Origin of the sequence: Aneurinibacillus migulanus, from assembly GCF_001274715.1 — a bacterium.
Classification (GTDB): Bacteria; Bacillota; Bacilli; order Aneurinibacillales; family Aneurinibacillaceae; genus Aneurinibacillus; species Aneurinibacillus migulanus.
In genome coordinates, this window is record NZ_LGUG01000004.1 from 1,015,697 (window position 1) to 1,042,051 (window position 26,355).

The window sequence follows — 26,355 nt, forward strand, 5'->3', positions numbered from 1 at the left end:
AGGAAATGAAAGCAGGCCGTGAATTAGATATTGTTGTTGCTGAGAAGGTTATGGGTTGGGTTGTTGATGGAGACATTATCGAAAACGCAGACTTTGACGAACAGGGAAGATGTACTTTCCCCTCTGGCGATTACCTAATGAATAAAGAAACGAGAGAACCTTTACCTAACTACTCAACCAATATAGCAGATGCTTGGGAAGTAGTTGAGCAGTTAAACGACACAGAAAGTTATCTAGATATTAAAATCCAAAGTTGCATTGATGGCTGGTTCGTAGACTATTGCAACGAACGAACTGTTGCAGAAACAGCACCACATGCTATATGCCTTGCAGCATTAAAAGCTGTTGGATGGGAGGGTGAGGGGAAATGAAAGTCATATCTATCATTCAGCCGTGGGCCACGTTAATTGCTCTGGGTGAGAAGAAGTTTGAAACAAGGTCATGGAGCACCAAATATCGTGGAGAGCTGGCAATTCATTCGAGTAAAAAGGTAGACAAAGAGGCATGCAGATTCGAACCGATTCGTTCTGTGCTTACTAAACATGGCTATGATGAATCAAACCTACCAACGGGGGTTATTCTTGCAACATGTCAGTTATCAAATTGTTTCAAAGTATTTGCTGATAAAGGCACATCAGCTGCATTAGAGGCTGGACGCATGGGACGTATTGTTGAGGGCGATGAGTATAAATTCGGTGATTATAGCGAAGGACGATTTGCTTGGGAGCTGCGGGACGTAAACGCTCTGTATGAACCTATTCCGGCAAAAGGAAAACTAAATTTGTGGGAGCATCCTCTCACAGAAATGGTAGGTGAGACGCAATGAAAACACACGAGCTGAAAACTGAACCTCCATACTTTCAGGCGGTGCTAGACGGACGTAAACGGTTCGAGATTCGACACAATTATAGGGATTTTGAAGAAGGAGACAAGCTGTTGCTGAAAGAGTATGACGCTGACGTACATGTCTTTACAGGGCGTAAAGTAAAAGTGACGGTCACGTATATAACTGAATACGCACAGCAACCTGGATATGTAGTATTGAGCATCCGCAAGAACGGCGGAATGAACGACGTGGAGTTAAGTGATATCGAGGAACGGTTGAATGAGACTACACAGGGTGAATGGTTTCGGTATCACGATGAAGGGGCTCCGATGAACATTATCGGTACTTTCGTAGATGGCGAGGAAAAAGGCATTGGTGAGTTTTATCATGATGAGGATGTCGATTTCATTGTAAATGCACCAAACGATATGCGCCGACTGCTGGATGAGGTTGAACGGTTGAGAAAGGAAAATGCCATACTTAAATCCCAAAAAGTGAGACAGTTAACAAACGATATATGCGATAGGAATAACAAAGGGATGCAAAAATTATCTTCCGAATAAAAAACACCCTCTCTGGATTCGCGGTCCGGGGAGGGAGTCTCTGCTTTGGTAGCAATATTACTGGTTATCAATATTCTACCATGAGCAGGGGGAGTCGTCATGAATAAACATGTGTTTTTGGAAGAAGTATGCGCTAAGTGTCCAGGTTCACAGTGGGGAAAGTCAGCCATGTGCCGTATTCATGACATGCATATCGGCAAAGTACAGCCCCCAGTGGGAAGGGCATCAGGTGGCACAAGAGGAAGCATACCAGGAGCAACTTGCGTGGTGTGAATTAGAACCTGCCTTGGAAGCTATCCAACGCGTAGAACAGGATCTGCGTGATTACCACTGGATGGCGAAAGAGATTCAGGATATACAGCATTGGGATAAGCATCAAAAGCAATATCCGAGAGAGGTATGGGAGAGTCTGGTGGGAGCTGGTACGGCACAGTATGGTATTGAGGCATCGTTACCGAAGGCGAAAGGCGTAAATTCGGACGCAACATATAGAGAGGCACAAAAGCTCCTACGGAAATGGGAGCGCATGAAACGGTATGAGCGCAAGGTGAAGAAACTAGAGGCTTCTGTGGCTACGTTACAGGACGAGAGAGAGCGAGCAGTAGCCGAGGGAATACTAGACGGCTTGAAGATGTATGAAATTGCTCAGCAGCTTGATGTGACCCGTCAGACGGTCGATAGGATTCGTCGGTCGATGATTCGCAATTTGGCGTGGGATATGTATGAAGATGAAGTAAGGAAAGGCCTGTCGGCATAGCGGCGGGCTTTTTGTGTTACATATGTTACATTGTGAGTCATATGAAACTTTATGTTACACGTGTTACGATTTTTGTGGGAGAGGATTAGAGCGTGTTATGCTGGACGCAGGGAAAGATAAGCAAAGTACTTGTTTCTGAGAAGTGACCTATATTTATAAAAAATAATATTCACCTGTTTATTCCTATATAGATCTTGTTTAAGCCATTAACTTATACATCCAATTCGTTTTAAAACACGTTCATGATTAGCGTGCATAAATAGAAGAAACTTTTGTACTGCTTGTTCAATCTCCGATTGATTTTTATGAAATACATTGGAAATGATAGAGTCCTTTAGCCAACGCCAGAGTTTCTCAATCGGATTTAGCTGCGGTGAGTACGGTGGTAAAAACAACAAGTATAGTTGGTGGCGGTGCTCTTCTAAAAAAGCACGAAGTAATTTAGCCCGATGGATGCGTGCATTATCCATGATCATAATGACAAATTTACCTGCATACCGAGTGACCACTTTCTTTAAAAACAGTAAAAAGGAAGCCGCATCACAGGAAGAAGCTGTTGTACAAAAGACATCACCGCTATGAATATCAACCGTTCCAAACAAGGTAACCTGAGCGTGATGGCCATAGGTAGGGATTTGTTTTTGTTGTCCCTTTTCCGACCATGTAGCCCGTAGGGCTTGATACGAACGGATATGTGTTTCATCCTGTGCAAGCAGCACTGTGTTTTTGTCCATTAAGTTTTTTTTATTGTCTCTAATTGATGAAGAAATGCTTGTTGTTTTTCTGGATTCGCCTTAGCTAATACATACGTAGTTCGCTTCCAGCGGAACCCCATACGGATAAGCATATCTCGAATTCCCGGACGAGACATGGTGATGGAGAAACGTTTCTCTATCCATTTTTGAAGTAAACGGGTATCCCAAGATTCAACCGGTTCAATCCCTTCTCTTGCAGGTGTGCTTTCTTGCATAACATGCTTCACTTCTTCTTGCTCATGTGGAGACAAAAGAGGACGGTTTCCCGGAGGGAAATCTCGATGAAGAAGAGTAGAAAGCCCACCTTCTTGAAACAATTTGACATAGGTAGAGACGGATTGACGACAAATCCCTACTATCTGAGCGATTTCAATCGCTTGATATCCTTCCATTACCAGCCGAACGGCTGTAACACGTTGTTTTAAGAATACATCTTTCATCTTTTGCTCTTCTTTGAGAAGGCTTTCAGCTGTGAAACCATGTGTATTTGTAATTGTAAGTTTTCTCATCTAATACCGCTCCTTTTTTATGTTCGTAGGAGTCAGTATTGCCAAAAAATCATTATGTTAAAACTTTAGTCAATGCCTATATAATATTTGTTGATTATAACTTTAAATGAAAATGCTAGACCTAAAGGAGTATTTTACAATAAAGACATCAAATGTAAGTATTTTACTTCATTTGTTAATTGATGGATATTTGTGTGTTTGATAGAATCTGGATGTGTTAGTCAATTAACTATTTAAGGAGGAAAAGTATGAAAAAGGTAATTTATGCTCTGTTAGGTGCAACTTTGGTTACTGGTATATCAACAAGCGCATTTGCAGAAGAGGCAAACAAAAACCTTCAAGAACTTACTCCTGTTGTAAAGCCTATGGCAACTTTTTATGATCGTGAACCAAACAACACTGAAGCAACTGCTAATCCTTTCATTCTTGGACATGAAATTGAAGGAACCTTAGATGACGGTGATTACCACGACTATTATAAGTTTGTTCCTTCAGAAAATGTTACATACACTTTACAGTTATCAGCACGAGGTGGCACAGATATTAGAATGTTTGTTTCTGGCAATGAATGGAGTTTTACAGGATGGCCGGGAGAGGAACTTACACTGCAGTTTAAGAAGGGACAAACCTATTACATTGACGTTTATAAGAATAGTACTGATGAAGCTATAGATTATAGTGTTTTTACCTATTAAAAATTAGTGAAGAAAGCTACTCTTTGGAGTGGCTTTTTCTTTTGCGTAACGTTACAAACGAGCTAGTAGAAATACTGAACAATTCGATAATTTTAGGGGGCGGGTCAATTTGACCCTACCTAGTGGCCGTTCCGAGGGAGCGGTCCTTTTTGTTGCAGGAAAATATCTCCTTTCGTCGAATGGTGTTGATGGGAGGTGGTAAAGCTATGCCGGATCTTAGTCTTGAGCAAGTAGGTCAGCTAATGGACATAGTGAAAGGGTGTCTAACCTTGTTGGCGCCTGTAACAGCGGTAGCTATTCTCGTTAATTTAAAATGGCGATAAGTCACTCTCCAGAGTGGCTTTTTTATTATCCATTTCCGTTATTGTTTATCCAAAAAACGTACTTTGATATCCATTTTCCGTACTTTAGTAGCCAAAAAGCGTACAATTCAGTGCAGTACTTGTGAATGGTGTTCGGAAAATACCTTTAGCAGGATATAAAAAAGAGGGGTGTGTTATGCTGGGCGCAGGGAAAGATAAGCGAGGCCGTTCCAAGGGAGTGGTCTTTCGTTATGTACTTTGATTTCATCAACGCTGCAATCATGAAAAAAAAGGAATATAAAAACCCGAATAATAGACTTGATTAAATGTCTATCACTCGGGTTGTAAAATTCAATAGTGAGCTAGTAATCGAGTATAAAGAACGCTTTTATTTTTTTGCTTTTGAATAAACCGGCATACCATCATCATCCGCATATAAAAGCATGTAACCACCAGCTACATTTTGCAACTCTGTTTCGTCTAATTCATACTCATTTCCTTTTAAGTCTGGAAGTACAACAGTTAAATGTGCACCAGCATTATCAACTACCTGTAGTTTGAACCCTTCAGGTAAATCTACGCCAATTACTTGTTTAACAGCACTTGATGGACTCTCTAACGCGATCTTACGAAACTCTGCATCCGTAGATGCTTTATCTTGAAATTGTTTTATTGCCTGATTTAATTTTTCGTTATTCCATTTTTATATTCCTCCTCTTACTATTTGGAATTTATACATTGATTGTAATGGGAAGATGTATATGGAACTGTAATTCAAACTACATAATTATTCATTTTTTATTAAGATCATATTTTGTTAATATACGTTAGCTTAATCAAGCCACTCCACAAAGTGGCTTTTTCTTTTGCGTAACGTTACAAACGAGCTAGCGAAACAGTGTAACAAAACAGTTGCCTCATCTAATGCCGTTTCGCTAGCTGGCTTGTAATGTTAAAACTTTGCGTTACAGACGTAACAGAATAGAGCATAAATAGCTAAACACAGGAACATTCTAAGGTGGATTTTTTAAATTGAAGTAAATGTATTTAAAACAATTAAATTAAATATATTTACATTTTTGTAATATTTTAATATATTTTTCTGTTGAAGTTTATCATTTGTTGGTATATTGTGGGTTTTGTAGGAAAAATTATGAAATGGAGGTTTGTAAGATGAAAAAAAGCTTCGTACTCAAAAAAGGCGCTATTGTTTTATCTACATTAGCAGTTACTGCTGGAATAACGGTACCTTCAGCAGCATTTGCAAATGAAGTACAACCTCAACAATTATCAGCAGTAGTAGAACCTGCAGCGGTAACCTCTAGTGAATATAATTATACGTACGATTGGCAGGAAAGAGATGCTTCGAGACGCCCGAGCTTTCCTTTTAGCACCTATAGGGATGGGGTTGTTAAATTTGCAATAAAACAGCTTAGTAGCGAGCAGTATTACACAGATGTATCATATAGGATTCTAAAGGATGGACAAGAAGTTACTCATTTTGATGTAATAGGAAATTACTCTGGTGATAGAACATATTACAACGATATTTACTTAGACTATGGCCACTATGAAATACAAGTAATTAATTTCTCAAGAAAAGGCGGACCTGGTGAAGGAGATCCTGCTCTTACTGATGGACTAATCCAGATTAAAACACAACAATAGTAAAGCAGCCTTTATAGTTTATTGTAATGGAAACAGAAAAAATATTGAAAAACGAAGCATCCCAATTCGGGGTGCTTTTTATTTTGCCTCGGAGGTGGGTGGTGATGTAGATGGCAAAAGGTAATCGAAGTGGCCGTTCCGAGGGAGCGGTCCTTTTTGATTAACTTCATAAATTTGTATATGTAGAAAAAATTTATATTATTATATAAAAATATGGAATTAAATTCCGATAACAGAAAGTGGAAACAAATCTAATACAGGGAGTGGTTTTTGTGAAAATATTCAAAAGAGCAGCTTTAGCTTCTACTTTATCTGTACTAGCATTAGTCTCACCTGCACAAACATTTGCAAGTGAGCAACAAACTACCCAGCCAGCAATGATAAAAGAATCCGATGTAAAGCAATCGGTACAGCAGATTACTCCAAGTAGTATTTATGATAATGCAATAGAATTTAAAGAAGGTTTAGAGGGAGTGAAAGGTTATATTCGTAATAAATACGAAACTCCTCAGTTTTTTAAAGTGAAATTTGATGCAGATGGGATAAAAGATGGACTGAAGTTCTTCAGCATTAGCGGAGATGAAAATCATCGATACAAAATTTTTGTTTATGATGAAAAATATTTAAGTGTAGGCGATAGAGAAAGCGATCAGGACATAGTTCTTTTTAATACAAAAGCTGATCAATGGTACTATGTAGAAGTCCGTCAAATACCAGGATATTCATATAGTAGTAAACCGTTTACAGTAATGGCTGCACGTTAAGTTTTAGGCAAGGTCGTAATGACCTTGCTTTTTCTTTTGCTTTAAAAATTCGGTAATAAAAAAAGAGGGGCATACACCCCTATGCTTCCTTCGCTATATTCTTTTCTATGTAGCAATGTGGGCAACGGGCTTTTGTGTTACATATGTTACATTGTGAGTCATATGTAACTTTGTGTTACACGTATTACGATTTTTGCGGGAGAAGATCGAGGCGTGTTATGCTGGACGCAGGGAAAGATAAGCGAGGCCGTTCCAAAGGGGAGGTCTTGTTGATAAGATTAGTAAGAATTTTGCTTTTCCTTCCGATAATTAGGATAAAAGGAGGGATATAATGGGTTACATTTTGATTATTATAGTGATTGTTGTTTTTATAATAAGTGCTTTTTCTATAGATAAAATTTTAGAAAATACTATAGCCATACAAATTAAAGAGAAAAATGAGGAGTTTATTAATAATTTCTGGGAAAAATACTATAAGAAAGACAAAGCTAGTATTCGTAAAGATTTACTAAGAGCATATAGTAAAATAGATAATGAACTTACAGGTAGCATCAAGGATAAAAAATTGACTTTGGATGATTTAAACAAGATGCAAACTTTAGCGGTTGTTCTTATAGAATCTAATAAGTCAGTAATGACTATTGCTTCTATAGGTATAACATTATTAGCAGCTTTTTTAGGTACTATAATTGCTGCTTCATTTCAAGGGTCAGAAACGAAACCCTTTGATCATCAAGTTAATGGTGTAATCATTTGGGTTGTGTATATTATAGCTGTAATGGTGTTTTTTATAAGAGCGCTTAATAAAAATAAAGCAAAAATAGAGCGTGCTACTTTAATCCAACAATTAGTCGAAGAAAAAATTAAAACATATCACCTAAATCAAAAGCACGTAGTTGATAAAAAGTTATAGGTATGTTTTTTATTGCAAAAATTTGGCGTAATTTTGGCATGAAAATGGCGTGAGATTGACACGCAATTTGGTGATAGGGGTGTTATGATGATAGTGTCAGAAGATAAGCGAAGGGGTCGTTCCGGGAGAGCGGTCCTTTTTTATGACCATAGTTAAAAATGATGATGGTATAAATGCTCATATGGAAAATTACAGGTTTGTAGTTTGGGTAACAGTTTTATCCTGCTTACCTTGTTAGAATAACTTCATCAAGATTCAAGGAACAATACTTATAACTTTTAAGTCGTGCTTGAATTTTGATGAATATAACCGAATGATATAAAAGGAGTTGCTAATGATGAAAAAGAAACTTATTGGCGGACTTATGATTGCCACCATGGCATTTTCTAGCGCTGGAGCTGTATCTGCTGCAAATATTGGAAATTTAAATGGGATGGATTTAAGTAATATGGATATGGATACAGCTTTAAAGTTTGTCCAATCACAACGAGAGCAGCTGTCAGGTTCTCAATTACAAAATCAAATAAACAACGCTCAGCAAATGGATATGTCCAGGTTTCAAAGTTTTCCGAGTAAGCGTAACGAAGCATTTGATGTGATGGTGAATTTTATTAAAAGAATGGAGGATAGTAGAAATTCAATTATCGGTAATATGCGCTAATGTAATTTGAAAGCAAATATAGTCACTCTCCAGAGTGGCTTTTTTGTTGTCTATTTTCGTTATTGTTTATCCAAAAAACGTACTTTGATATCTATTTTCGTTATTGTTTATCCAAAAAACGTACTTTGATATCCATTTTCCGTACTTTAGTAGCCAAAAAGCGTACAATTCAGTGCAGTACTTGTGAATGGTGTTCGGAAAATACCTTTAGCAGGATATAAAAAAGAGGGGTGTGTTATGCTGGGCGCAGGGAAAGATAAGCGAGGCCGTTCCAAGGGAAGTAGCCTTTTTTGTATTAAAGTAAGCCAGAATATGAATTAAAGGAGCGGAGCCGTAAAGCTGTGCTTTTTTCGTTGGTAGAAAACAAGGGAGGCGGACACGTTTGGAATTTAAAGATGCGGTTATAGCAATCATTTCACTGGTTGATCTAAATACATTAAGGAAGAAGCAAGGTAAAGCGGTAGCTAGAAGGTAGCGGCTCCCTTAATAATACATACATGGTGTAAGGATGGAGTTTCCTTTGCGCTTTAAAAGTTAGTTTACAAAATAGGTATTGCTTTACATTCTTGACATTTAAAGCGGTGTGAATTAGCGGATGCTATATTTGGATCAGTAATTTGAATAAAAAAGATATAGAAAAAAGGAGTGTAAAAAATGAATCAAACAGTAATTAAGTATCATGGAAGTCAGGCTGTAGAAACAAGCGTGGCGAATCAGGAACTTGTTCCAGCAGGATACCAATTTACAAAAATGTCATTGGAAGTAGACCAAGACTGCCATGTGCGTGTAAATGGCCAATCCCTCTTCATTCGTGCGGGCCGTGTATTTAACACTGAACCAACTGATCCGGCAATCACAAGTTTTGTTGTTGTGGATGAGGGTATTACATTTACTTGGATTGCAGTTTAGGAAGGAGGAATTAACTATGGGTTTTATTGAAAATACTAAGGGTGGTTCTAGTGTTCCTGTTGGAGCTGTAATGCACTTTACAACTAAAAATCCTCCCAAAGGATGGTTGAAAGCAAATGGGGAGGCTGTTTCCCGTACTCAATATGCAGATTTGTTTACTGTAATCGGCACAACCTTTGGTAATGGTGACGGTTCTACTACATTTAATCTTCCGGATCTTCGCGGGGAGTTTATCCGTGGATTTGATGATGAGCGTGGAGTTGACAAAGAGCGTATATTTGGAAGTTGGCAAGAAGATGAGTTAAAATCACATAATCATAACCTTGCTTATCGACTTCGTAGCGGAGAACAAGGGCCTCTTAATCAATGGGTTGCTGAGTCCTTTAATGGATCAGGGTATTATGACAAAAATAAAATAACACAAACTGGTGGATATGAAACACGTCCACGAAACGTTTCACTTCTAGCATGTATTAAATACTAGGTTAAAAAACATATTTATTAGAGAACTGAGTAAATTTAACTTACTACCTAACACGGAATAGGTTTAGGAGTTGTAACTACTCTATAGCACCCATGTGGTGCTTTTTTATTTTGCTTTGGAGGTGAGGTGATATGTAATGGCAAGAGCAAGAAGCCCAAACAGAGATAAAGCGTATAAGATGTGGAAGGACAGTGGCGGAGAAATGAAGCTAAAAGATATCGCTGATAAATTAGGCGTTTCTGCTTCTCAAATCCGCAAATGGAAGAATGAAGATGAATGGGAAAAAGGATTAAATCCCAATAGTAACGTTACTAATGCGAAAGGTAACGTTACTAAACAAAAGCAACAAAAAGAACGTACTCCAAAGCAAGACGTAATTGAGGCGGATGAAAGCGAGGAGCTCACTGAGAAACAAAGGCTTTTCTGTCTTTATTACGTCAAAACGTTCAATGCTACTCAATCAGCTATCAAAGCAGGTTATGCGGCGGATAGTGCTCATGTAGAGGGTAGCAGGTTGTTAAGAAATGCTAAGGTTTCAGCACATGTCCGAAACCTAAAAGCAACATTAACAGGCGAAATATTCCTTGAGGCGTTGGACGTTCTTAAAAAGTATGTAGCGATTGCTTTTGCTGATATTACAGACTTTGTTACGTTTGGTCAAAAGGAAAGGGAAGTCATGGGGATGTTTGGCCCTGTTGTAGATAAAGAAGGAAACCCTGTAACAGAGATCGTTAATTATGTAGACTTTAAAGATTCATCTATGGTCGATGGGACGATTATTACCGAGGTTAAGCAGGGCAAAGATGGCATATCTGTAAAGCTTGCCGATAAGATGAAGGCGCTTGATAAGCTGTCCCTGTATTTTGATTTGTTCCCAGATCAATTCAAACGGCAAATTGAACAGGAGAGACTACAAATCGAAAAGGAGCGGCTTGAGGTATACCGGCAACAAAATGCACCATCTAAAGCGAATAAAGCTACTGAGAACTGGGTGGATTCACTTCATCAAATTGCCGCTCGCCGCCGCAAGCTAAAAGAAGGTGGCGGCAATGAGTAACCGACCGTATAACGTACTGGTTGATATTATCGATGTGTACTGGGATGACCCGGTAGCATTCGCAGAGGATATGCTCGACTTTTATCCGGATGAGTGGCAACGAAATGTATTAATGGACTTGGCCAATCATCCGAAAGTGAGCGTCCGGTCCGGTCAGGGTGTTGGTAAGACCGGCCTTGAAGCAGTAGCTTGCATATGGTTCCTTTGCTGTCGTCCGAATCCAAAGGTTGTATGTACTGCACCATCTAAGGAACAGCTTTTCACCGTTTTATGGGCGGAAATAGCGAAGTGGCTTGAATCCTCCAAGGTGAAAAACCTTTTGAAATGGACGAAAACTCGTGTCTACATGATGGGACATGAGGAACGATGGTTTGCTACAGCTCGTACCGCTACACGCCCAGAGAACATGCAAGGCTTCCATGAAGATTACATGCTGTTCATTGTGGATGAGGCGTCAGGTGTAGCCGATCCGATTATGGAAGCTATTCTCGGTACGTTAACCGGTGCTGAAAATAAGCTTCTTTTATGTGGAAACCCAACGAAAACAAGTGGTACTTTCTACGATTCACATAACCGTGACCGGGAACTCTATAAAACGCATAAAGTATCAAGCCTGGACAGCCCACGTACAAGCAAAGAAAACATTCAAATGCTCAAGCGGAAGTATAACGAAGGAAGCGACCCTTGGCGTGTACGTGTGCTTGGGGAATTTCCGAAGGCGGAGGCAGATGCTTTTATTCCGCTTGAATTTGCGGAGGAAGCAAAGGCTTCTGGGGTAACGCCAACCGGGAATACATTGCATATTGGGGTAGACGTAGCCCGTTATGGGGATGATGAAACGGTCATTGCTCCACGTATTGGCGGAAAGGTATTCGAATTACAGTGTTATCACAAACAAGGGACCACGGTAACCACTGGCTGGGTGTTGGCCACCGCCCGCGAGTACATGAAAATGTATCCTCAAATTCGAAAAGTATTTATTAAAGTCGATGATAGCGGAGTTGGTGGCGGTGTAACTGATGAATTAGAAGAAGCTGTCTATGAGCAGGAACTTCCGTATACGATTGTCCCAATTAATAACGGTTCAACAGCAGACGACAATGAACACTATGAGAACAAGGGTACAGAGTGTTGGGGTATCCTTCGTGAAGAATTAGAAAGCTCGTTCTCTAAGAAAATACGTGGTGAATCGGTTGATATCGAACTTCCAGACGATGAAAAGCTAATTAAACAGCTAACATCAAGGAGGTATCGAATGACGTCTAAAGGTCGAATTATGCTTGAGCGTAAGGAAGATATGAAACGACGCGGCCTTGAATCTCCGGACCGTGCCGATGCTGTAGTATTATCGCTTGCTACCGTTGAAGAAACAGGATTTTACGTCATCGATCGCCCGATATAGGAGGGGTGTTATGTTCCAGAAAGTATGGGGCTGGATTAAAGGCTTATTCAGCCGTAGGAAAGGAGGGGATGTAGAAGTGGGGACTAAATGGGATGAAAAGACCGAAATCTTAGCTAAAGATGAATGGGACAAGCTGAAAAAGATTCTATCTGAGCACCGTGTTTTATTAAATGAAGTGGAGAAAGCACAGGAATATCATGACGGGGAATTCAAGATACTGAAGCGTAAGCCAAAGAGGAAGGATGACCCGAATCATCGTTTAGCACCAAACTATGCCAGCTTAATCATCGGCATGAAGTCAAGTTATATGTTGGGTATTCCTATTGCGTATGATGTTCCAAAAGGGATTCTCATGCAGAAAAAACGAAATGAAGATGTTCCAGAAGAAGTGTTCGAACAATATAAAGAAGAGTTTATGGAAGTGACAGAGGAAAATGACGACCATGCTGTAACAATGGAAGCCATGAACGATGGACTGATTGCCGGCGCTGCAACGGTCCTTTTTTATTTCAATGATAATTGGGACATCAAGTATCAAGTATACACGTTCAACGAATGTATTCCCGTTGTTGAAGGCAGGGAATTAAAACAGGCCATCCGCACCTATAAAAATGAGGACGGAATAGAATGCATCGAAATTTATGACTCACAAGCGGTTACCTATCTTATCAAGGATGAAGAGCAATACAAGAAGGACCCGTCCAAAAAAGTGAATCCTGCAGCTCATCATCTTCCTGTTGTTCCTGCGGCTGTATTCATTAATGGTAAGAAGGCAAAGCCACACTTCTCCCGTATCGCACAAGGGGTATCCGAGTTAGGTCCGGATGTTCGCTCCATACTGGATGAATACAGTCGTATTGTAAGTGACAATGCAAATCGTATGGATGTATTCTGCGACCCATACTTAAAGCTCATTGGTGCGCTACCCAGTACTGATGATGTAGATGAAATGCGTCGAAGACGGGTAATCGCTATGAAGGCCAAACAGGGGGATCAAGCAGATATCGGATACATTGAGTATTCTCAAGAAAGCGGTGGGATTGAGGCGCATGCTACTCGTATTCTTGATGACTTGTTTCAAACAACCAGTACACCAAAGATATTCAAGTCAGAAGCGGTCGGCAATCTTTCTTCTGTAGCTATCAGGCAGCTATACACGCCGCTGGATAACGAAGCGAACGAGAAAGAAACCTGGTTAAACAAATTCATTCGCCAAAAAGTCATTGTCATTACGATGATGCTGAATGTGCGTAATGCTGTACAAGCCGGTATAGACCCGGCCACACTTTTTTCTAGCGAGAAACCACCTGATATGCCTATCTATGATTGGCGGTGGATGTATTGGGATGTGAAACGCAACCTTCCGCAGAATGATAAAGAGCTGGCGGAAACTCTTATCAAGTACAAAGGCACACTAAGTGAGCGCACTCTTCTAAAGCAGATTTCTTATGTAGAGGATGTAGATGAAGAGATGGCACAAAAACGACAAGAAGCATTAGACCAACCAAGGGTACCGCTCAATAACATTGATGGATACCTGGATAACTTAGATGCTAAGATAGCCGGTCGGAGTATGGACGACGATGAAACGTAGGTGATGATATGGACTTCGCTACCCTTGAGAAATTAGTTATCGACCAGCGAAAGAAGCTTATCGCCTATAAAGATAGCCAAGTGCGGCCTTTGCTTCAGTCCTATGCAGCTTTATTAAAGCAACTAGAACAAGATATCGTCACCTTGTTCATCGATACAAACGTGCAAGGTGTATGGGATTGGGAAACAATCGCACGAACACAGCGCTTGGAAGCATTGTTTTTCCAAATAGAGGCGGAATTGCAGAAATTGGCTTACACGACCGAGCAAGGCTTACAAATCAGTATGAGTCGTGCTATCTCAGTTGATTATGCCTTTGCTGGTTATATCATGGCACGTGTATTAGATGGTGTTACACTTATTCCGCCTATCATCCCGCAACGTGCTATTGATGAAATACTACAGCATCCCTGGAGCGGGGATCATTTCAGTGGTCGTATATGGCACAACAAAGATTTATTGCGTACTACCTTACGCCGGGAGCTCACTCAAAGCATGGTACTTGGCGAGAGTGTACAGAAAACCACACGCCGCCTCCAGGATAAGCTTGAGACAGAAGCATACAAAGCGGAGCGATTAGTACGTAGTGAGATTATGGCAGCGGCAAACAGAGCAAATAAAGCCTATTACAAGCGATTTGATGAAGAGTACGGTGATTACAATGTACTTGAAGCCATCCGGATCATCGAAACACTCGACCGTAAAACATGCCGGAAGTGCCGTGAAATGGATGGGAGAGAAGTTCCTGTTTCTGAAGTAGATAGCATATCAGATATTGAACATCCGAACTGCCGCAGAACGCTTGTGCCAGTTGTAGGTGGCTTCTCACGCAATATTCAACGGGCCGCACGGGATGAGAACGGGAAGTATGTTCGTACGAATGCGAAAACATTTGATGAGTACGCACAAGAATACAACGTTCCTTCAAAATATTAAAACCTAATATATAAGGGGGTAATTATGATGAATGAAAGAGCATCTATATTAAAAGTTAGTGATTCAGCATGCGCTCCGCATAAAGTAGGAGAGCCAGTTGGGGAACCAAGCTCGATGACAATGATTAAAGCCGCAATGGAAACGGAAATGATTGTAGAGCGTTTGAATTCAAAAGTGAGGAGAATAGGTAATATTCTTTTTGGTTCAAGCGATTTAACTAATGGTAGAGGAGATAGCGGAAATGCCACATCTGTTATAGGAACTATTCATCAAACTATATACACAGCGTGCGAAACCGAGGATATGCTTGATAAAATATTGGATGCATTAGGGGATGAATAATTTGAAAACCTGTATCCACGCACGAGTAGTGCCGTTAGCTCACAATGTTTTTGAGGTTATCAAGAACCACCTCGATCTTGATTTTGAAAATGTTATACAGTGTAGCTTCAATTTAGATTATCAACGATCTGTGTTTTTGACTAAAATCGAATGCATTTTAACTGATAATACAGTTAAAAACATCAGCTTAGACGAAAAGCAGTCTCGTGATTTATGGTGTGAATTGGCGACAGCCTTTAACTTACCTAGTTATTCTGTCAAAAGCGCTAGGTTTGTATTGAAATCTGATGAACTGCCCGAATTTCAAATAAGTCTTTACCCATATGTATCTAATCCGGAAAAATTATCGAGCAATGGATTATTTTCTAAAGTGATTGGTTAAAAACTTCCGTTGAAAAGTAACATGGTGAGTTTGTATCAAAGAAAGAGGAGGACTGAAAAGATGAAAAAGCTTGAAAAAACTAAGAAACGACTGTACATGCCAATGAACCTACAGCATTTTGGCGGTGAGCCGCCGGGAGCAGGAGATCCACCACCTAATCCACCTGCAGATCCGCCACCAAATGAACCACCAGCTCCGCCAGAGACATTCACCGCTGAACAAGTAGAGGCGGCGCGAAATGCTGCGGTAAAAGATGCGAAAGTATCCATGTATAAAACATTAGGGGTTGCATCATTCAAGGACCTACAAGAGCGTGTAGGCGCTCAGGATAAGTTGTTTGAAGAGCTTGGCGTCAAGTCCGTTGATGAAATCAAAGACCTCCTACAAACAGCAGAGGGCAAGGCACAAACTGATGCCACATTAAAAACAGAGAATCAACAACTGAATAGCCGTGTGAAAGATTTGGAGATCGAAAATGCGTTTATCAAGAGTGCCACAGAGCACAAGCCGCATGACTACGATCTCCTTTTTGCTGCCATCAAACTACACTTGACCACGGACCCAGACACTGGAGCGGTCGATAACATGGCAGAGGTAATCCAGAAGGTAAAAGAGGAAAAACCGTTCCTATTTTCTACTGAAGGAGGTGATAACGGAAATACGCCGCCAACACCACCACCGCCACCGGGACAAGGAAATCCACCAGGGTCTTTAAAAGGAGTAGACCTTGGCAAAAGCATCGCGCAGCAGCGCAACCAACAAGGAGGGAAATAAGGTATGAATCTGAACAGACGAGAAACAGTTTATAGCTCTGGCAAGGAATACCTATATACTACTGCTGGAGCAATTATGGACGCAGTGACGCTTGATGCAACCAAGTTTAATGGACAAGTTAAAGCGGGTACTGCTCTATCCATTCAAGCAAATGGTAAGGCAAAACCTTGGGAAGATGCCGATACAGGTCGAGCTATTATTCTGGACCGTACAGAAAGAGTAAATGGTCAAGATATCTCATCTACTTGCTTAATCGCTGGCATTGTTCGAGAGTCGAAATGCACCGGCCTAACAGATGCGTTCAAAGAAAAAACTAAAAACATTGACTACATGTAAGGAGGACATTGAACATGGGTATTCTTTCAATTGATGAATTTAAGCGTGAGGCGTTGCTTGGTTATATCCAAGAACGCCAGTATCCTGTGATAGATGCGTTGATTCCATATATGCCGAAAGATGAGCAGGCATTTGACCTTGATTTTGCCTATGACATGATCGGAACAGCTAAAAACCCAGCGGCGGCCATTCGTCCATTTGGTGCAGTTGCTCCGCTTCGTGAAGGAGGGGAAATCAAACGAGTTGTACAAGAAGTAGCAAAACTTCAACATGCTCGTCGTATTGATGAACGTGACCAAATTCGTTTTATGAATCCGCGAAGCGATGCAGAACGTTCCCAAACAATCAAAAAGGTGTACGACATCGTGGATGACCTTGTACAAGGTACAAACCGCATGGAAGCATTTATGCGTGCTGCAGCTGTCTATGTTGGTAGATTGGTATATAAACAAAACAATATGCCTCTGGATATTGATTTTGGCATTCCGGCAACAAATAAAGTAGCTTTGACAGGTACAGACCTATTTGGTGACCATGCAAATGCGAAACCACTCGAAGTACTTATTGAATACGCTCGTATGTTCGCAGATAAAAATGGGGGCCTAATGCCAGCCGCCATTCACGTATCTCGGGATGTTCTTTGGGATATTACCAAGTGCAAAAACACGATTGATAACATTAAGGGAATCAATCAGGGTGCAGTAACCATTGATGAAGTAAATCAATTCTTAAATCGCTTCGGTCTACCTAGTCTTGCGTTGGATGATTACACGGTTTACTTTGAAGAAACGGATACAACCGAACGTTTACTTCCTGTTCGTCGTGTTGCTTTTATCGGAGTACAGAACGCACCAGCCGTCGGCTCATTGGTTGAAGGACCTACTGCCAAAAACAAATTTCAGCCTGGACGATACATTGACCCGAGAACAGATGATGACACGGAAAACGAAACGATTGAAGTAGGCGAAGCGGTGTTCCCGGCACTTAAATATCCATCTGCAATTTTCCATCTAGACGTATAGGAGGACTATTATGTCAAAGCAAAATATGAAAACCATTCAGGCGTTAATTAACATCCGCTACGACGGAAAAAATCATGCACCTTCTTCTATTCTCGAAGTAGATGAACAGACTGCTAACGAGTTGATTGAGAAAGAACAAGCAGTGGAGGTGGAAGCTGTCAATGAGAAGCCTCGTACTCGAAACAGAAGCCACGACCCTGTTTCCTAATCTCACTGGAATGGATAACTTAGGCGCCGCGCTATTACAGGCGTCTATTTTTGTCCTTTCGTCTTGTTCTCTTCCGATTCCTGAACCTACACCTGATGATGTAAAGCTGGTTGTTTGTCTACTTGTTCAAGTCATGCAGCCGGTCACACAGGTTAAAAGCGTGGAACGCTCCGATTTCAAACAAACGTTCGATACAAAGGACACGCGATGGCCTATGATTGAGCGGATGCTGAAGAAATACGGATATGATACAGGGGATCTGGAGGATAGTGTGGTGAGGTTCTATTGATAGACGGCTTAATCAATGGAATGGACCCTTATGATTACACGTTATTCCAACGGGCTAAAATTGAGCGTCGAGTAAAAGGGGACGACAAGTACAACCCTAAGTCAAAGATTGAAAAAATCGCTGAGGACGTTCCGTGCGGCATCGGGAACAAGACAGGAACAGCAACGGCTATACGAGATGGAATCGGCAATGTTGAAGTGCAACAACTTTATCTCATGCATACACGCTTCCCAGACATTAAGGCAGGAGATATTATCACTGTAACCGGTGGCGGCGTAGTATTTGGTAAGTACCGTGCCGCCCCACCTTACCCGGTTATGGATGAAAAGGGAGTCCATCATTATGAAATTACACTGGAAGTGACAAATGACGCTTAGTTTATCGGAAACAATTTCTATTATCTCCGTATTTTTGATAGAATAGCAAAAAAGGGGGAGATAATAGTATGAAAAAAGTATGGTTTGCTCTTATTCTTGTTTTCGGGTTACTACCAGGCGTAGCTTCAGCTCAACTTTCAGTAGAAGAAACAAAGATCCAAAGTGTGTACTATGATCCAGACTATAAAGCCTACTACATGGTAACGGCAGAAGATAAGTATGGATCTACTTGGGATTTATGGCTTGTTGATTCAAAGAAAGAAAATCCGAAATTAACAAAATCCTTGAATCAATCTTTCCTCAATCAAAAAGTGGAAGTGCTATATGAGGATTATAATACTGAGGACTATACTCAGTGGGAATTACTTGACTACACTCTAACAAATTAAACAGGAGGGAGGCTGTACATACAGTCTCCTTTTTCTATGGCAAGAAACGGGGTGAATACATGTCAGATGGCTTTGTCATTGAAGGATTAGACCAGTTTCACCGTCAACTGCTCGCATTCACAAAGAACAAATTCCCACGAGCGGTAGAAGCGTGGTGTGAAGGGTTAGCGATGCGTCTTATGGAGCGGGTTGCAGACTTAGCTCCAGTTCGTGAAGATCCGGGAGGCGGACGTCTACGAAACTCATATGTTACCGCCTCAATGGGGCAATCAGATGAGGATGCTTATTTCGAGAGAATTGGCCGTGGTGGAAACATTACTGTTCTTGTTGGATCGAATGTAGAATATGCCGACTACGTGAATACTGGTCACAAACTACGAAATGGGGCGTGGTGGGAAGGCTATCATTATTTCGATGATGCTTGGGATGAATTTGAGGTAGAGGCTGCTGATTGGTTAGCCGATCGATTGGAGGAATTATTCAGTGAGTCAGGCCTTAGCTAAATACGACTTGAATGGGGCCTTAAAGTATTTTCAAGATAAGACGGGTATTGCCGGCTTTGACCATCAACAAGCCCAAAACGCCAAGCGACCCTATTTCTACTTTGAGCCGCCCCGACCTGGAAAGGTAGTAGCCGCCAGCGGCTTCTTTCAGCACCGTGTTACTTTACACGGTGTTTTGTTTTGTCCACCGGAAGGGGAAGCAAATGACCAGAACGAGATGCAGGACGTTATGGCTGCGCTTGACCACTGGATTGCAGCTGACCGCTTCCGGATACAGTGTGCAGATGAGAACTACAACGCCTATCCTGCCTGGATGGAAGAGGTACAACTCAGTTATCAGAGAGTGGATGTGGATGTGATTGCTTTTCAGTTACGCGGAGAACGTTTTGTTAACTATCCGCAAGAAGAGCAAACATTGACCAGTAAGGTGTATAACAACAATGCCATTGAGAGAGGTGGGAGCGTATGGCAAAGAGAGCGGAAGTAAAAGAAGAAACGACGCAGGAACAAAACGAGAGCTTACTACAGGCCGTAACAGCCTCATACAAGCGCGAGGAACTTATCAGGCATGCTGAGTCAGCGCTAGGTGTTCCGGGCTATGTGGCAGCAGGAGTATTGACAGAAGACGAGTACACCGTAGCCGCAGCGAAAAAAGCGATTGAGGCATTCAAGGGAAAGGAAGTGAAGTAGTTTGAAACCATTTGTTGAAGGAAGACATGAAGCACAAGCAGGCGTCTTCTCTCGTTTTGATATGGTGGTGCAAAATGCCGTGGCTGAAGGAGCCCGCGGTATTATTGCCATGCCGTTTAAGTCTGATTGGGGTCCAGTAAAAGAGTTTGTGGAGCTCACCGCTTTTTCAGACGCAAAAGAAATATTTGGGGAAGGACAGACAGCTCGCTTGCTCCGTGTAGCGTTCTGGGGCAATCCACTGGCTGTTAAAGCCTATCGTATTGCTTCAAGCAAACTGGCAAAGGCAAAGCTTGCCCTCGATACAATCGAGATTGAAGCGCTCTATGCGGGTACACGCGGGAATAAGTTTCAAATAACTATCCGCCCAACGCTTGCGGACCCTGCTAAGAAAGAGCTGATTTTGACAGAAGATGCACTTCAGTTAGAATCCATCATCTTCGGTAGCATTTCCGAGTTGATAGAGATAGCAAATGACAGCGCCTATATCCGCGTGAAGAAAACAGGCGAAGAGATGCCAGTCGATGCGAGTGGTCAGGCGCTTACAGGCGGCCATTCCGGTGAAGATGTAACCACCACGGAATACTCTGAGTTTCTGAATGCGCTGGCGGCTGAATACGCAAACCGCTTTGTTCTGGATGGTGTAAAGGACGAGGCTATCAAACAGATGTGCATCCAATACGAAAAGGAACAGCGACAAACAGGGAAGCTCATTAAGTTCGATACAGGTGGTATGGATGCCCTCACCATCGACTATTACGGCGTAACAAACATAAAACAATGGGCCAAGAAAGACGGGATTAAATACGAACCGGAAGAGGTTGCGGTATATGCAAGCGCAGCAGCTGCATCTTGCCCGTTGAATGAATCGTTGGCACAGAAGGTCACACCGTTTGATGAAGTACAGAAGCTTGATAATGTGGCATTAAATAAGGCTATCAAGGAAGGGAACCTTTGCTTTATTCAAGAAGGCCGAACAGTGAAATTCTCCACACCGGTAAATACCATGACGACAATTAAAAACCTAGACTCGGTGATTACGTTGGATCCGGAAGCGGATGTAGATGCAGTTATCCGCACATTGCAGAAGATTAAAATCATTGAGGCAGCGGACTACATCTTTGAAGCACAAGACAAGCTATTCCAGAAGCCGATTAGTAAGGCGAATACGGAAGCAAGACGACTTGCAACGGCGCAGGAAATGAAGGACAAGCTACTTGCTCCCCTGGCCGCACAGGAAGTCATTGAGGGCGGTTCGTATAGTTGCTATCCGAATCCGGATTACCATGGGCCAGAACCAAAGAAAAATACTCACAAGGATGAGCAATACTATATCACCGCGTTCACGCTAATCGATGCGGCCGAGAAAATCTATAACCAAAACAAAGCGTCCTAAGGAGGTGTAATGAGTGGGAGCATATGACAGAGGATTGCCATACATGAAACCACGGGAAGTTGCCCGGGGGATGTATGGGCACGTTTATGATGACGGCGAATTTATGGATAACGTTACAGAGTTTGAAGCACGAATTAAATTTAAGAAGAAAGAAGTAGAGCGTGCTAATGCCTTTATGGATGGGAATCGCATCATGGGTGGTAAAGGTGAAGGGAAAATAAAACTTCATCTTACCAATGCGGAGTTCATGAAGCGGTTATCAGAGGACCCAGACCGTGAATATACCTTCATTGGTGATGTTGATGACCCAGATCCGATGACTGCGTCAGCAAACTATAAAGTGGTTATCAATGGCGTAAACTTTGACGAAGTACCTATTCATCAATTCAAGGTTGGAGAAACTATTGAAATCGACATATCTTTCACGTTTGACGACTGGGAGTGGCTATAGGCCGCTCCTTTTCTCGTAGCTTTCTAAAACTAAGGAGGAATATATATTATGGCAGAAAACATTGAATTCATTTCATTAGAGGAAATCCTTTCAGAAGACTTGAATGTTGTGACAGAAGAGGTTCCCGTTCAACTTATTAACGGAAAGTACCTAAAACTTGAAATCAAATCAATTACACAAGAAGTAGAAGCGAAAATCAGGAAGCGCTGCACGAGGTATGAGGGAAGTAAAAAGAGTGCCCGCACCCCAGTTCTCGATGATGCATTGTATAGCTCCTTGCTCATCGCAGAAGCAACCAATGTAGATTGGGGGATGTTTGCGGAAAAAGTAGGGGCCAAGGTACCAGCTCCAGAATTCATCATTCCAAAGGTTCTCAGTTTGGGTGGAATTGTACAAGCAACTCAAGGAATCACGCGTATTTCCGGTCTGGATGAAGAGATGGAGGACTTGATAGCAGCAGCAAAAAACTAATTGAAAGCGATGGGGATGCGTCCTGGTGGCATGTTATGTTTCAAGAAAAAGGAATTGACCCGGACGATTGGAATGAAATGCGACCGCGTAAAAAGGCACTGCTCATCGCTTCAATGGAGATAGAGTCTGAAAAGAGAAAGAAAGAAGCAAATGGATAGTAGCTTGCAGCTACATTGTGATTATTGATATAATGAATGTAAGCTATAAGTAATGAATATACTAAAAAAGACCGCTCGGTGCTACCAACACCAAACGGTCCTGTACAATAGACGCTCTCACGAGGAGCGGCTCAGGTTTTGTCTAAGAAATAGATCGGTGACCTTGTCGGGGGCGGTCTATTTCTTTTTTGTTAAAAGAAGTGTCACAATGGCTACGATTACACCAACAAATGTTAGTGTGTATATGCCGAAGTTTAATGCAAGATTTGCTGCATCGTATGACACCATGTTCTCACCCCCTTCCATCAAGAAGATGGATAGTGCAGGAGTGAGCCGCCCCCGGAGCCTTGTCTATGTACAAGGAAAATTATAACACACAAAGCACTCTTAGACGAAAATGCTTTCTATTTTGGAAAAACCACTCCTTATCCTCCAAAAAGTAAGGTAAAATGTGAGGAAAAGGGGGAGATTGGATGGCTCTTTTTGGTAAGAAAGAGAAGCAAGAGGAAGTACAACAAGAGCTTGATATGTTGGTTACAACTACGGAGAACATCGGAAGGCCATATGAAGTACTCGGACTTGTTACTGCGAAAACGCGAAAAACAATCGATTTTGATTATGAGACTACAACAAACGAATTGGTACAAAGAGCAATGCGAATCGAGGCAGATGCCATAGTAGGTTTTAAATATGAAATATCAAATACAGGCAGTATAACTGACATAATAGCTTACGGAACAGCAGTCAAATTCAAATAGTTAGCATTAACAAAGTCACTCAAATTGAGTGGCTTTTTATTTTGTCTTAAAAAAGAGGTGGGCAAATGTCCGAGAAACGATTAGGCGCAAGGATCAGTCTTGCAGATCGCATGACCTCTCCCATGATGAAAATTGTTGGAATCATAACAAGAACACAAAGCGTTGCCCAAAAGTTAAATCAAAGCACGCAGAGAATGGGACAAACCATGAGTTCTGCCGCGAATCAGGCGGCAAGTGGAATGTCTCGTATGAGCACTGCGGCAAATACCACGGCCAATAGCGCTACAAAAGTCGGGAGTGCAGCAAGAAAAGCAGCTGACGCCGCAGAACGTTCTGGAAGTGCCGCAGAAAAAGCAGCTCAAAAGTGGAAGAAGCTTGGCGAACAATACGGTACTACAAGCAAAAAAGCCACAATGATGATGAGTAACCTTGACCATGCATCGGGTGCGCTCCAAAATACCGGAGCTGTAGGACTGGCAATGGGCGGAGGAATCGCATACGGAATGACCAATGCGGTCAAAACGGTTTCTCAGTTTGATGATTCTATGTCATCCGTAAGAGCGAAGACTGGGGCAACAGGTGAAGCGTTTGAATCTCTGCGAAATAAAGCACTTGAACTAGGACGAACCACAGTTTTTACAAGTTCGCAGTCGGCTGATGCAATGGACAAGCTCGCCATGGCTGGATGGTCAACAGATAAAATTCTGGCTGGAACGGGACATATGCTTAACTTAGCATCTGCCGGGGCGATGGATTTAGCTACAACAGCGGATATCGCATCCGATATCATGACAGCCTTTCAGATTGGGGCAGGTGAAGCCGGAAGAGTAGGGGATGTATTAGCGAAGGCCGCCACTTCTGCGAACACAAGTGTTGAACAGCTTGGATATACGATGAAATATACAGCTCCTATCGCTCAAACATTTGGTATGTCGCTTGAAGAAACAACAGCGATTGGTGCTAAGATGGCCGATGCCGGTATCAAAAGTGAAATGGCTGGTACCGCCATGCGGGCTGGTCTTACACGCCTTGCTGCGCCGCCAAAACCAGCCGCAGATATGCTAGATCATCTAGGTATTCAAACGAATATCAAAGGGAAGATGCGACCCATATTTGACATATTGACTGATATTGAGGCTAAATTCAAAACAATGTCTCAAGCAGAACGGATAGATGCTGCGAAGGATCTGTTTGGTCAAGAAGCAATGAGTGGGTGGCTATCCATTTTAACATCAGGAACCAATAATCTAAAGCAATATAATGAACAGTTGATGAATAGTGGTGGGGCATCCGCTGAAATGGCTCGTATTATGAATGATAATATCGGCGGTGCATTCCGTGAACTCAATTCAGCGGTCGAAGGTGCAGTTATTTCAATAGGCGATCAATTGAAAGAACCTGTGCGGAAAGTTGCTGAGTTTCTAACTGCTTTAATTGGTAAGTTCAACTCTCTAGATCCGACAACGAAAAAGATTATTGCTTTTGTTACTGCAATAGTATCTGCATTTTTATTACTTGCAGGACCATTGATGATTTTATTGGCGTTGATACCTAGTATCGTAACTGGTTTTGGTCAAATTGCTAGTCTTTTCGGAATGACTGGGGCAGCTCTTCTAGGCACAATCGCTCCTTTTCTCCTGGTTATCGGGGCAATTACAGCAGTCGGAATTGCATTCGTTATACTCTACAAAAAATCAGAAACGTTTCGTAATGGTGTAAACAAGATCAAAGATACATTTGTCTCTGTGTTTCATTCCATTATGAATACGGTCAACAGAGGAAAAACGATTATCTCTGGTATTTTTGATTTGTTCAAAGGAGACAGCGGAGGAATAACTAAACTGATTGGAGCTGGAGTAGGCACGGAAATGATTGGCAAAATCACTTCCGTAGTAGCGAAAATCAAATCTGTATTTCAAAGTGTAGTTACATTCTTTGTCCAGGTATTCAATCGAATCGCCGGGTACTTCCAAAGTATATGGCCGTTAATTAAAAAACTTTTCAATGATATCCGAGCATTCGTCGCCTTTATTTGGCCTGCTATTGCTGGTTACATCTCAATTCAATGGGAGATTATAAAAAATGTAGTAATTGTAGCTGCTACGGCTATATGGAGCGTGATTAAGACCGCATTTTTCACAGTGTGGGAAATAGTGAAAACAGTAATGCAATACATCTGGAACATAATCAATATTGTTTTCACTGTGATAGGCGGCATTGTAAAAGCCGGTCTTCAGGTTCTTACTGGAGACTTTAGTGGCGCTTGGGAAACGATTAAGCAAATGTCAGTTTCTGTGTTCGAACAAGTAAAAAAGACAATTGCTGACTTTATAACAGGGGCTATCAATATCGGAAAAACGTTTCTACAGAATATAGCACAGGGCTTCTTAGACAACATGTCAACCGTGCTAGAAGCAGCTAAAAGTGTATGGGAAAGAATAAAAAGTGTCTTTACTGGTGAACAAATCAATGTTTCTCCTAATGTCCAATATAATCAACCGGCTGGACCGCCAATTCCACCAGGATACCGCGCGTATGCGAGCGGGGGATTAATTGACCGCCCACACCTGGGTTTAGTAGGTGAAGCAGGACCAGAGATGATTGTACCGCTCTCAGCTTCACGGCGTGGCCGTGGGCTTGAGTTATGGCAGCAGGCCGGGAAAATGCTGGGGGCTATTCCGTATGCGAATGGTGGCCTTGTTGGGGCGCGCAATGTTCCCGAACGTCAAAAACCTTCTAAACCACCATCAGGAATGAGAGGTGCGGGAGGAAAAGGAAATGGCGGCCGCGGTGCTGGTCCGATACAGAATATATTTCATATTTCTATTACCGGCGATCAAGTTTCCGCTATGGGTGAAGATAAGGGATATATGCGAAAAGTTGCTAGGGAAATAGCAGAGGAATTACTGGAGGAACTTATGGAGGCCGCTGACAATTACACAATCGATAACCTTGGGACGATGATGGAGTAAATACGTTAGATGTTGACTCGATGTTGCCAAAAGCGAGGTAAATTGC

General features: G+C 41.7%; 38 protein-coding genes. 34 read left to right on the forward strand and 4 right to left on the reverse strand.

The window, feature by feature from the left end; all coding sequences use genetic code 11:
- The first annotated feature begins 5 nt into the window (after nt 1–5).
- The 5 genes from AF333_RS06695 (at nt 6) to AF333_RS06710 (ending at nt 2,146) form a co-directional block, all read left to right on the forward strand.
- The gene (locus tag AF333_RS06695) at nt 6–371 is read left to right on the forward strand and encodes a BC1872 family protein (RefSeq protein ID WP_043067443.1); all 366 of its coding nucleotides are present in this window, start codon (nt 6–8) and stop codon (nt 369–371) included.
- Nucleotides 368–826 carry an ASCH domain-containing protein gene (locus tag AF333_RS06700; protein ID WP_043067444.1) on the forward strand — a complete coding sequence of 153 codons (459 nt, stop codon included), beginning with the start codon at nt 368–370 and terminating at the stop codon, nt 824–826. Before AF333_RS06695 ends, AF333_RS06700 begins: the two co-directional genes overlap by 4 nt.
- A complete protein-coding gene (locus tag AF333_RS37150) occupies nt 823–1,389 on the forward strand; it encodes a DUF3850 domain-containing protein (protein ID WP_074715598.1) in 567 nt (188 codons plus the stop codon). The genes AF333_RS06700 and AF333_RS37150 overlap by 4 nt, the downstream gene beginning before the upstream one ends.
- Nucleotides 1,390–1,488: 99 nt before the next feature.
- The gene (locus AF333_RS33510; RefSeq protein WP_161808210.1) at nt 1,489–1,662 is read left to right on the forward strand and encodes a hypothetical protein; all 174 of its coding nucleotides are present in this window, start codon (nt 1,489–1,491) and stop codon (nt 1,660–1,662) included.
- A complete protein-coding gene (locus AF333_RS06710) occupies nt 1,619–2,146 on the forward strand; it encodes a LuxR C-terminal-related transcriptional regulator (RefSeq protein WP_161808211.1) in 528 nt (175 codons plus the stop codon). Before AF333_RS33510 ends, AF333_RS06710 begins: the two co-directional genes overlap by 44 nt.
- A gap of 206 nt (nt 2,147–2,352) precedes the next feature.
- Here AF333_RS06710 and AF333_RS34800 read toward each other — a convergent pair whose 3' ends face one another.
- Both AF333_RS34800 and AF333_RS34805 read right to left on the reverse strand, forming a co-directional pair.
- Complete coding sequence (locus AF333_RS34800; RefSeq protein WP_043065447.1) at nt 2,353–2,880, reverse strand: IS630 family transposase; 528 nt, start codon at nt 2,878–2,880, stop codon at nt 2,353–2,355.
- Nucleotides 2,880–3,410, reverse strand: a complete 531-nt coding sequence (locus AF333_RS34805) for a helix-turn-helix domain-containing protein (protein WP_043065448.1) — start codon at nt 3,408–3,410, stop codon at nt 2,880–2,882. Before AF333_RS34805 ends, AF333_RS34800 begins: the two co-directional genes overlap by 1 nt.
- Before the next feature lie 248 nt (nt 3,411–3,658).
- Here AF333_RS34805 and AF333_RS06725 point away from each other — a divergent pair, with 248 nt between their 5' ends.
- Nucleotides 3,659–4,105 (forward strand): hypothetical protein, encoded by a 447-nt coding sequence (locus AF333_RS06725; RefSeq protein ID WP_043068803.1) that lies wholly within the window; start codon nt 3,659–3,661, stop codon nt 4,103–4,105.
- Nucleotides 4,106–4,795: 690 nt separating this feature from the next.
- Here AF333_RS06725 and AF333_RS37360 read toward each other — a convergent pair.
- Nucleotides 4,796–5,080 (reverse strand): NHLP leader peptide family RiPP precursor, encoded by a 285-nt coding sequence (locus tag AF333_RS37360; RefSeq protein WP_152968240.1) that lies wholly within the window; start codon nt 5,078–5,080, stop codon nt 4,796–4,798.
- A 500-nt stretch (nt 5,081–5,580) separates the two neighbouring features.
- On the opposite strand from AF333_RS37360, the gene AF333_RS06735 reads away from it, so the two are divergent.
- The 26 genes from AF333_RS06735 (at nt 5,581) to AF333_RS36690 (ending at nt 22,579) form a co-directional block, all read left to right on the forward strand.
- Nucleotides 5,581–6,075 (forward strand): hypothetical protein, encoded by a 495-nt coding sequence (locus AF333_RS06735; RefSeq protein ID WP_043068805.1) that lies wholly within the window; start codon nt 5,581–5,583, stop codon nt 6,073–6,075.
- A gap of 239 nt (nt 6,076–6,314) precedes the next feature.
- A complete protein-coding gene (locus AF333_RS06740) occupies nt 6,315–6,839 on the forward strand; it encodes a hypothetical protein (RefSeq protein WP_235496188.1) in 525 nt (174 codons plus the stop codon).
- 331 nt (nt 6,840–7,170) lie between these two features.
- A complete protein-coding gene (locus AF333_RS06745) occupies nt 7,171–7,752 on the forward strand; it encodes a hypothetical protein (protein WP_043068807.1) in 582 nt (193 codons plus the stop codon).
- Nucleotides 7,753–8,089: 337 nt separating this feature from the next.
- Complete coding sequence (locus tag AF333_RS06750) at nt 8,090–8,413, forward strand: hypothetical protein (RefSeq protein ID WP_043068808.1); 324 nt, start codon at nt 8,090–8,092, stop codon at nt 8,411–8,413.
- Between the two features lie 654 nt (nt 8,414–9,067).
- Nucleotides 9,068–9,322, forward strand: coding sequence for a hypothetical protein (locus AF333_RS32630; RefSeq protein WP_043068809.1), 255 nt, complete (start codon nt 9,068–9,070; stop codon nt 9,320–9,322).
- Between the two features lie 16 nt (nt 9,323–9,338).
- Complete coding sequence (locus AF333_RS06760; protein WP_043068810.1) at nt 9,339–9,806, forward strand: phage tail protein; 468 nt, start codon at nt 9,339–9,341, stop codon at nt 9,804–9,806.
- Between the two features lie 136 nt (nt 9,807–9,942).
- The gene (locus tag AF333_RS06765) at nt 9,943–10,863 is read left to right on the forward strand and encodes a terminase small subunit (protein ID WP_074715481.1); all 921 of its coding nucleotides are present in this window, start codon (nt 9,943–9,945) and stop codon (nt 10,861–10,863) included.
- Nucleotides 10,856–12,265, forward strand: a complete 1,410-nt coding sequence (locus AF333_RS06770; RefSeq protein ID WP_043068811.1) for a DEAD/DEAH box helicase family protein — start codon at nt 10,856–10,858, stop codon at nt 12,263–12,265. Before AF333_RS06765 ends, AF333_RS06770 begins: the two co-directional genes overlap by 8 nt.
- A gap of 10 nt (nt 12,266–12,275) precedes the next feature.
- A complete protein-coding gene (locus AF333_RS06775) occupies nt 12,276–13,859 on the forward strand; it encodes a phage portal protein (RefSeq protein WP_043068812.1) in 1,584 nt (527 codons plus the stop codon).
- An 8-nt stretch (nt 13,860–13,867) separates the two neighbouring features.
- Nucleotides 13,868–14,794, forward strand: a complete 927-nt coding sequence (locus AF333_RS06780) for a minor capsid protein (RefSeq protein WP_043068813.1) — start codon at nt 13,868–13,870, stop codon at nt 14,792–14,794.
- Between the two features lie 27 nt (nt 14,795–14,821).
- Complete coding sequence (locus AF333_RS06785; protein WP_043068814.1) at nt 14,822–15,136, forward strand: hypothetical protein; 315 nt, start codon at nt 14,822–14,824, stop codon at nt 15,134–15,136.
- Entirely contained in the window at nt 15,129–15,518 is a 390-nt protein-coding gene (locus AF333_RS06790) for an ARID/BRIGHT DNA-binding domain-containing protein (protein ID WP_139189229.1), read from the forward strand. The genes AF333_RS06785 and AF333_RS06790 overlap by 8 nt, the downstream gene beginning before the upstream one ends.
- A gap of 60 nt (nt 15,519–15,578) precedes the next feature.
- Entirely contained in the window at nt 15,579–16,292 is a 714-nt protein-coding gene (locus tag AF333_RS06795) for a phage scaffolding protein (RefSeq protein WP_043068816.1), read from the forward strand.
- Nucleotides 16,293–16,295: 3 nt separating this feature from the next.
- Nucleotides 16,296–16,628: a hypothetical protein gene (locus tag AF333_RS06800; protein ID WP_043068817.1), complete on the forward strand. Its 333-nt coding sequence runs from the start codon at nt 16,296–16,298 to the stop codon at nt 16,626–16,628.
- 14 nt (nt 16,629–16,642) lie between these two features.
- Complete coding sequence (locus AF333_RS06805) at nt 16,643–17,650, forward strand: major capsid protein (RefSeq protein ID WP_043068818.1); 1,008 nt, start codon at nt 16,643–16,645, stop codon at nt 17,648–17,650.
- A gap of 10 nt (nt 17,651–17,660) precedes the next feature.
- Nucleotides 17,661–17,858 (forward strand): DUF7210 family protein, encoded by a 198-nt coding sequence (locus AF333_RS06810; RefSeq protein WP_043068819.1) that lies wholly within the window; start codon nt 17,661–17,663, stop codon nt 17,856–17,858.
- Complete coding sequence (locus tag AF333_RS06815) at nt 17,812–18,147, forward strand: hypothetical protein (protein ID WP_139189231.1); 336 nt, start codon at nt 17,812–17,814, stop codon at nt 18,145–18,147. The genes AF333_RS06810 and AF333_RS06815 overlap by 47 nt, the downstream gene beginning before the upstream one ends.
- Entirely contained in the window at nt 18,144–18,524 is a 381-nt protein-coding gene (locus AF333_RS06820; protein WP_043068821.1) for a hypothetical protein, read from the forward strand. The genes AF333_RS06815 and AF333_RS06820 overlap by 4 nt, the downstream gene beginning before the upstream one ends.
- A gap of 68 nt (nt 18,525–18,592) precedes the next feature.
- A complete protein-coding gene (locus AF333_RS06825) occupies nt 18,593–18,913 on the forward strand; it encodes a hypothetical protein (protein ID WP_043068822.1) in 321 nt (106 codons plus the stop codon).
- Between the two features lie 59 nt (nt 18,914–18,972).
- Nucleotides 18,973–19,416 (forward strand): HK97 gp10 family phage protein, encoded by a 444-nt coding sequence (locus AF333_RS06830; protein ID WP_043068823.1) that lies wholly within the window; start codon nt 18,973–18,975, stop codon nt 19,414–19,416.
- On the forward strand, nt 19,397–19,903 hold the full coding sequence (locus AF333_RS06835) for a hypothetical protein (RefSeq protein ID WP_043068824.1): 507 nt from the start codon (nt 19,397–19,399) through the stop codon (nt 19,901–19,903). The genes AF333_RS06830 and AF333_RS06835 overlap by 20 nt, the downstream gene beginning before the upstream one ends.
- Complete coding sequence (locus AF333_RS06840) at nt 19,882–20,106, forward strand: hypothetical protein (protein ID WP_043068825.1); 225 nt, start codon at nt 19,882–19,884, stop codon at nt 20,104–20,106. Before AF333_RS06835 ends, AF333_RS06840 begins: the two co-directional genes overlap by 22 nt.
- Nucleotide 20,107: 1 nt before the next feature.
- A complete protein-coding gene (locus tag AF333_RS06845; protein ID WP_043068826.1) occupies nt 20,108–21,499 on the forward strand; it encodes a phage tail sheath N-terminal beta-sandwich domain-containing protein in 1,392 nt (463 codons plus the stop codon).
- 13 nt (nt 21,500–21,512) lie between these two features.
- Entirely contained in the window at nt 21,513–21,950 is a 438-nt protein-coding gene (locus AF333_RS06850; protein WP_043068827.1) for a phage tail tube protein, read from the forward strand.
- Nucleotides 21,951–21,998: 48 nt separating this feature from the next.
- Entirely contained in the window at nt 21,999–22,421 is a 423-nt protein-coding gene (locus tag AF333_RS06855; protein ID WP_043068828.1) for a phage tail assembly chaperone, read from the forward strand.
- Between the two features lie 35 nt (nt 22,422–22,456).
- On the forward strand, nt 22,457–22,579 hold the full coding sequence (locus tag AF333_RS36690) for a hypothetical protein (protein ID WP_255322295.1): 123 nt from the start codon (nt 22,457–22,459) through the stop codon (nt 22,577–22,579).
- A 177-nt stretch (nt 22,580–22,756) separates the two neighbouring features.
- Here the strand turns inward: AF333_RS36690 and AF333_RS37365 are convergent, their stop codons facing one another.
- Nucleotides 22,757–22,867 (reverse strand): putative holin-like toxin, encoded by a 111-nt coding sequence (locus AF333_RS37365; RefSeq protein ID WP_326942978.1) that lies wholly within the window; start codon nt 22,865–22,867, stop codon nt 22,757–22,759.
- A 185-nt stretch (nt 22,868–23,052) separates the two neighbouring features.
- Between AF333_RS37365 and AF333_RS06860 the strand changes: the two genes are divergently transcribed.
- On the forward strand, nt 23,053–23,337 hold the full coding sequence (locus AF333_RS06860; RefSeq protein WP_043068829.1) for a heavy metal-binding domain-containing protein: 285 nt from the start codon (nt 23,053–23,055) through the stop codon (nt 23,335–23,337).
- 65 nt (nt 23,338–23,402) lie between these two features.
- A complete protein-coding gene (locus AF333_RS06865) occupies nt 23,403–26,309 on the forward strand; it encodes a phage tail tape measure protein (protein WP_043068830.1) in 2,907 nt (968 codons plus the stop codon).
- The last annotated feature ends 46 nt before the right edge of the window (nt 26,310–26,355 follow it).